The sequence below is a fragment of the Xenorhabdus miraniensis genome (assembly GCF_002632615.1).
The window spans coordinates 1-5,214 of sequence record NZ_NITZ01000058.1 but is presented as its reverse complement, the minus strand read 5'-3'; the positions used below and the strand labels follow the sequence as shown (position 1 = coordinate 5,214).

General features: G+C 43.8%; 4 protein-coding genes and 6 pseudogenes. 7 read left to right on the top strand and 3 right to left on the bottom strand.

Annotated features, from left to right (window positions below):
- Positions 1-99 precede the first annotated feature (99 nt).
- The 3 genes and pseudogenes from Xmir_RS21855 to Xmir_RS21845 form a co-directional block, all read right to left on the bottom strand.
- A pseudogene (locus Xmir_RS21855) lies at positions 100-531 on the bottom strand (transposase); the annotation flags it as partial.
- A 259-nt stretch (positions 532-790) separates the two neighbouring features.
- Entirely contained in the window at positions 791-1,156 is a 366-nt protein-coding gene (locus Xmir_RS21850; RefSeq protein WP_244171021.1) for a transposase, read from the bottom strand.
- Between the two features lie 57 nt (positions 1,157-1,213).
- On the bottom strand, positions 1,214-1,444 hold the full coding sequence (locus Xmir_RS21845) for a transcriptional antitermination N peptide (RefSeq protein WP_099116079.1): 231 nt from the start codon (positions 1,442-1,444) through the stop codon (positions 1,214-1,216).
- A 92-nt stretch (positions 1,445-1,536) separates the two neighbouring features.
- Here Xmir_RS21845 and Xmir_RS21840 point away from each other — a divergent pair.
- From Xmir_RS21840 to Xmir_RS21810, 7 genes and pseudogenes are all read left to right on the top strand, one after another.
- A pseudogene (locus Xmir_RS21840) lies at positions 1,537-1,779 on the top strand (hypothetical protein); the annotation flags it as partial.
- A 25-nt stretch (positions 1,780-1,804) separates the two neighbouring features.
- Positions 1,805-1,885: pseudogene (locus Xmir_RS34745) on the top strand (hypothetical protein); the annotation flags it as partial.
- 335 nt (positions 1,886-2,220) lie between these two features.
- Positions 2,221-2,628, top strand: coding sequence for a DUF2000 domain-containing protein (locus tag Xmir_RS21835; protein WP_099116078.1), 408 nt, complete (start codon positions 2,221-2,223; stop codon positions 2,626-2,628).
- A gap of 116 nt (positions 2,629-2,744) precedes the next feature.
- Positions 2,745-3,080, top strand: a pseudogene (locus tag Xmir_RS29720) (DDE-type integrase/transposase/recombinase); the annotation flags it as partial.
- Between the two features lie 272 nt (positions 3,081-3,352).
- Positions 3,353-4,336: a quinone oxidoreductase gene (locus tag Xmir_RS21825; RefSeq protein WP_099116076.1), complete on the top strand. Its 984-nt coding sequence runs from the start codon at positions 3,353-3,355 to the stop codon at positions 4,334-4,336.
- Positions 4,337-4,584: 248 nt separating this feature from the next.
- Positions 4,585-4,719 (top strand): annotated as a pseudogene (locus tag Xmir_RS34740) (IS982 family transposase); the annotation flags it as partial.
- A gap of 281 nt (positions 4,720-5,000) precedes the next feature.
- Positions 5,001-5,120: pseudogene (locus Xmir_RS21810) on the top strand (IS5/IS1182 family transposase); the annotation flags it as partial.
- Positions 5,121-5,214 lie beyond the last annotated feature (94 nt).

The window sequence follows — 5,214 nt, the reverse complement described above, 5'->3', positions numbered from 1 at the left end:
CTACTTTGATCGTACTCATGAGATGTTCTCCCGAAATTCAGTGCATCGGATAAAAGATGGCACTATTTTCCACTGAAAAAGGGGACGTCCATCACATCACCCCATTGACGTTTTTCCTCGTTTGGCGACTCCCTTAAACACCTTATGGCGGGGGATACGGATGTTATGACACACGCGTAAGCTCATGGAATCAATAAACGCAATGCCTGTGGGTTTTCCTTTTAATTGAGTCAGATAACTGCACAGTGGCACCAAAACAGAAGGCGCGACACTGATAAAACGGGTATAACTGAGCAAGGTTGGAAAATCGTTATGGTGATATTTCCAAATAAGCTCCAGGTAAAAATGTTTAAAATCACGATAATGTGACATGTGAAAAAGGATCAGGAGGGTCATGATTTCACTGGGATACATGTGACCTTGTCGACGGCGCTGACGATACCCCTTATTGAGACAAAACTGCGTCCACTGAGGAATGAAAAAACGGCAAAAGTCATCGACATCGCAGAAAATTTCAACTAACTTGTTCATTGCCTGTTCCTCCCCAGAGCGGTTTTTGGTGTGCACCAAAACTTTGCTCCTGGAACAGGCACTTCGTCAATTCCTTATCCGGAATTCAGGTTAAAGTATAGATTACCAAATAAAACATTTAATATTATAACCACAACAAAAGTTCCCGGTTTGAATATAAAAATTCATAACATGTTGCGTATTATCACGAAGAAAACGGTCATGTATTCAACGTGTTGTTCTTCATCTATAATATCTCTTTTTGCGAGATATAGCGGAATCAATATAATTTGGCATAATCAATGTGTTCCATAAACAACTCATCCACTGGACATCTTTCTCGTCTTCTTATCGCTTTTGCTCCGGCCCATTTGGGTTCGATGGGGTTCAAATCCGGGCTGTAAGGGGGGAGCCATTCCAGTTGGCATCCGCTGTCTGCTATCGCTTGTTTCGTGTCATGTCGTTTATGGAAAGGGGCATTGTCCATGACTATCACTGCGTTACCCGGAAGCTTTGGCAGCAAATCTTGTGTCACCCAGGCATGAAAAACATCCGCATTGATGTTCCCGGCAAACAAGCTCACGGTGACGAAGGTCTTTTCGATGTATGCCAGGACTCTTTTTCGAAAATCTAGACTGTAACCCATCTCATTTTATGCCTTGTCATGTGAAGGCAAACATTATGCCATATTAATATGATTCTGCTATACGTTTGGTAAGCATGTGTTATTAAAACTGGCTTCTTCTTTAGTTCTAAGTGAAAGAACCAGACGCTCTTTTTTGGGTTCTTTCTGCTCAGGCCATATGTCATTCAGAATACGATCTAAATTGTCTCTTGCCATTGCAGTCGCTTTCCGTCTGGCGTGACGTCTGTTTGCAGCATTACCACGTAAAAATTCCGGCTGGCGTGTTTCTTTCATGATGATAGTTGTCATATATCCTCCAAGCAATTGGTTTTGGGGTGCAGTTAGGTGATTGTGAAAAATGCGGAGTGGAAAACTCCTTAGTCGATACCGAGAAAAGGAAGGAACCTAAGATGCGCATTATCCGTGTGCCCGATAATTACGATCCCGTTTCCCGCACGTATTCCGGTGTATGGCAAGGCGCGTTTAAATGGGCATGGACCGATAACCCGGCATGGGTGCTGTATGACCTGATGATGAATGACCGGTTCAGTATCGGCTCGCGGGTTAAGGCGGAAAACCTCAGTCTGGCAAAATGGGATTTGTACCGCTTCGCCCAGTATTGTGACCAGTTGGTGCCTGACGGTATCTTCGGAAAAAGTGGGTGAGCGGTTATTGGCGAACCGTTACGACTGGCAGTTATTTCTGGAAGTGACCGGCGCCGGAGGCAGTGGCAAAAGCATCTTTGCTGAAAGTCCTCATGGTGGGTTTTACGTCAGTATAATTTAGACCCGTTTGCCTTGGTTCTATTGGCGATAATGATATAAGTATCGTGCATAACAATGTCATTATCGTCGATGATATAACACTCTGATTACAGAGAAATTACGGCTGTAGTACTTAATAAAAAATCGACTATTATCTATTTACCGCGTAATGCGACAAAACCTTCAGAATGACTCACTGAAGCCGATTTGGGCAGGTGTCTATTTCACAATGACCTGCACCGATGCACAAACGTACAAGACAAATATTCTATCGTTAATTAAATATACTGTCACATAACAACACGTAGAGAGATGTTTAAGATGTTTGATACGAAAATTACCTTTATAGTGCGGGATGACTTACAAACGTGGCAAAAACTGAATGTAGTTGCATTCCTCGCAACGGGTGTTACCTCATCTGCATCTGAGATTATAGGTACCCCATATATCGACTCTTCTGGTCATAAGTATGGGAGTATGTCTGGGCAACCTATGCTTATTTTTGGTGCTGACCTTAAGGCACTTCAACGTGTTCATAGGAAAGGCTTGGAGCGGGATCTACTTCTAGTTCCTTACGTCTACACAATGTTTTCAACAGGTCATGATGAAGCGAACCGAGAGGTTTTTTTAGCAGAAGATGCTGATAATATGAATTTAGTTGGCCTTGCTGTGTATGGCCCAAAAAAATCTGTAGATAAAGCAATAAAAGGATTATCTCTTCACAAGTGACTATTATGGTTCTGTCGCATTAATCTCTGTCTGGATAATATGGTATTTTTTTATTGCGGGAACTGGAGATGTCCCTGACTCAAAATGCGTTCAAACTCCTGCATTAGCCTGTTGATATCAGAATCCAGTGCGTTCGCGGGGATCTGACCTACATCTTGAGGCGTAATCTGGAAGCAATGATGTCTAAGCGGGGGGATTACCGTTGATCATTATACATTCTCTCGTTAAGTTCACCGTTTGGTTCCGTTGATTGCTAAACGCTATCGGCGGAGCAAGCCTGAGGTTGGGCATCGGTGGCAAATGGATCAAACGGATATCAAAATCAAAGAACAGTGGAACTACCTTTACTGGGTAGTGGATTTGGGTAGTAATACCGTTGATTTTTTGCTGACGGCTCATCGGGTAAGAAAGCCGCATTGCGTTTCTTTAAAAAGGCGATACGTCATTATGGGCGCCAGACATGGTGACTCTTGAATGTGATGCAAATAAAGTCGCGGGGACGAATTAATATGCTTAGTAATTGATTAGATCGCAATTTTGGACTGAGTTCCCTTTTTTCTATTTTTATCTTTGGTGAGCTGTTATTAGGAACAAATACTTAAGTAGAAAGGGAATAAGTCCCCAGGGACCTAGATAACTATGTCCTTGAGCCGAGCTAGTGCAATCAGCAACAATATACTGTAACCTGAAAAACAACAAATATAACATAATTAGAGAATTACTCATGGCAAAACATATCGTGTTCTCCGCTAACGGAGGCCCTGAAGTACTCCAATATTGCGAATTTACTCCTGTTAATCCCGCTGCTGACGAAGTGCAGGTCGAGAATAACGCCATTGGTATTAACTATATTGACACCTATATGCGCAGCGGGTTATACCCAACAGATAATCTGCCCAGCGGTATCGGAACCGAAGCTGCAGGGATTGTCACCAAGATTGGGACCGAGGTAACTTCTTTTAAAGTTGGCGATCGGGTGGTTTATGCACAATCAGGGCTTGGTGCTTACAGTGACGTTCATAATGTGGCAGAAAGCAAATTAGCACGGCTGCCGGACGCCATCTCGTTTGAGCAAGCCGCTGCATCATTTTTGAAGGGACTGACTGTTTATTACCTTTTCCGACAAACCCATAAAATTCAGGCAGGGGAAACGTTCCTGTTCCATGCTGCAGCGGGAGGCGTAGGGCTGATTGCCTGCCAGTGGGCAAAAGTATTGGGTGCTAAATTGATTGGTACAGTTAGTTCGGATGAGAAAGCGGCTCTCGCCAAAGCAGCGGGAGCATGGCAGACCATCAATTATAAGCGCGAAAATATTGTTGAACGTGTGTCGGAAATCACGGCAGGGGAAAAAGTCAGCGTCGTTTATGATTCTATTGGCAAGACTACATGGTTGGATTCATTGGATTGCCTGAAACGACAGGGCTTGATGGTCAGTTTTGGCAATACTTCCGGCTCAGTGACTGGCGTTGATTTGGGGATACTTAACCAGAAAGGCTCACTGTTTGTAACCCGCCCAACGTTAAACGGCTACGTCACTACCCGTGAAGAGCTGGATGAGGCGAGCAAAACATTATTTGAGCTGATTGCCAGCGGCAAAATCAATGTTGACGTGCCTGAAAGCCAGAAATTCCCGCTCAGTGAGGCAATCAAGGCTCACTGCATGCTAGAAAGCCGCGCTACTCATGGTTCCAGCCTACTTATTCCTTAATTATTTCTGAACCTGAGCGGAATCCAACCCGCTCTCAATCACCATTTTCAGTATTTTCTCCATCACCATAATCTCGTGACCGGTTTTATGGGCGTTTTTGCTCAAATGGCGCAGTATTAGCGGAACTGGTGATGAAATATAACTGGTTAACCTGAGATTTGTTTAAGAAGGGAACTAAAGTGCCTGAGGCACAAGCAAAATTTTTGCTAAAGAAAACAAAATAGTGGAGATCCTCAGGCAGGTATAATTTAGAAGAACTTTACTGCTGCGTCGATGACTTTTGCCAAAAATTTATCCCTCTCTGGCATCAACAACTCATTGAGAATGGATTACGCAAACGGCACCGCGAAGCTTCTCTTTCTCTCAGCGAAGTCATGGTGATCTATATGAACGCATCCCGTTTGCAAGACAAAAATCATGTTGACATCGACGGTAGGTTGCAGCTCTATATCCGGCCTTATTGCAGCCGATGCCGCGGGCCTCGATGTAATCCGCTGTCTTGCTCCTCATTCCTCGGACGAGCTTGACGCTCTGGCGACCATTCAGGTTTAGCAAGTCACGGTCTTACCTGTCTTTGTCATCATTATTATTGCCTTAGATGGTGTCGTCATGAATAAATTCATGTAATAATAACTCTTTATTACATGAATGGATGACTTTAATCATGAGTAAACCCACACACCGCCGTCACGATATCTCTGATCGTGTTTGGTATTTACTTGAGCCTCACCTACCAGGACGTAAGGGGGCCTGGGGACGTGTCGCTTATGATAATCGACTATTTAACCCGAATTCCGTTTAAGCCGTCATTGGAAAATCGTCTTCTGAGTAGAACACTTTCAGTGATGGCTTCTTCCATTTAAGGCAGTAAGCAATCA

Bases quoted from the DNA above. Each gene is read 5' to 3' on its own strand.
- Xmir_RS21845 (WP_099116079.1), bottom strand. From the start codon at position 1,444: ATGACAACTATCATCATGAAAGAAACACGCCAGCCGGAATTTTTACGT.
- Xmir_RS21850 (WP_244171021.1), bottom strand. From the start codon at position 1,156: ATGGGTTACAGTCTAGATTTTCGAAAAAGAGTCCTGGCATACATCGAA.
- Xmir_RS21825 (WP_099116076.1), top strand. From the start codon at position 3,353: ATGGCAAAACATATCGTGTTCTCCGCTAACGGAGGCCCTGAAGTACTC.
- Xmir_RS21835 (WP_099116078.1), top strand. From the start codon at position 2,221: ATGTTTGATACGAAAATTACCTTTATAGTGCGGGATGACTTACAAACG.